The 312-nt window shown below is 62.5% G+C and carries 1 protein-coding gene; it reads right to left on the reverse strand.

Annotation, left to right across the window (positions count from 1 at the left end; all coding sequences use genetic code 11):
- Window positions 1-101: 101 nt before the first annotated feature.
- On the reverse strand, window positions 102-227 hold the full coding sequence (locus tag JYA52_RS22635; protein ID WP_276208501.1) for a hypothetical protein: 126 nt from the start codon (window positions 225-227) through the stop codon (window positions 102-104).
- Window positions 228-312 lie beyond the last annotated feature (85 nt).

A 312-nucleotide genomic window follows, 5' to 3' on the forward strand; every position in this document is an offset into this window, starting at 1 on the left:
CCGTCAGGGCGGGCGAGCAGGATCGAGGTGGGTCAGATTCTGCGGAACATGATGATCTCCTGATGTATGGCAGTGCGGTGTTTGGGGAAGGTAGCCGCGGGTCAGCGGCGGATAAGCGGCACGCAATGATTAGCTCCGAGGCCGCCGGCTGCGGGGCCGGCGGAGGCGGCGGCGAAGCCGAGGGCGATGGCGAGCAGGACGGCGGTGGTCCAGATTTTGCGGAACATGGTGATCTCCTAAGATAACGGAGGAGCACACGTCTGAACTCAAGAAACGCGGCAGATGAGCACGATAGCAGAGCACTGGTTGGAC

This window comes from Arthrobacter pascens (assembly GCF_017052465.1).
Lineage (GTDB): Bacteria > Actinomycetota > Actinomycetes > Actinomycetales > Micrococcaceae > Arthrobacter > Arthrobacter pascens.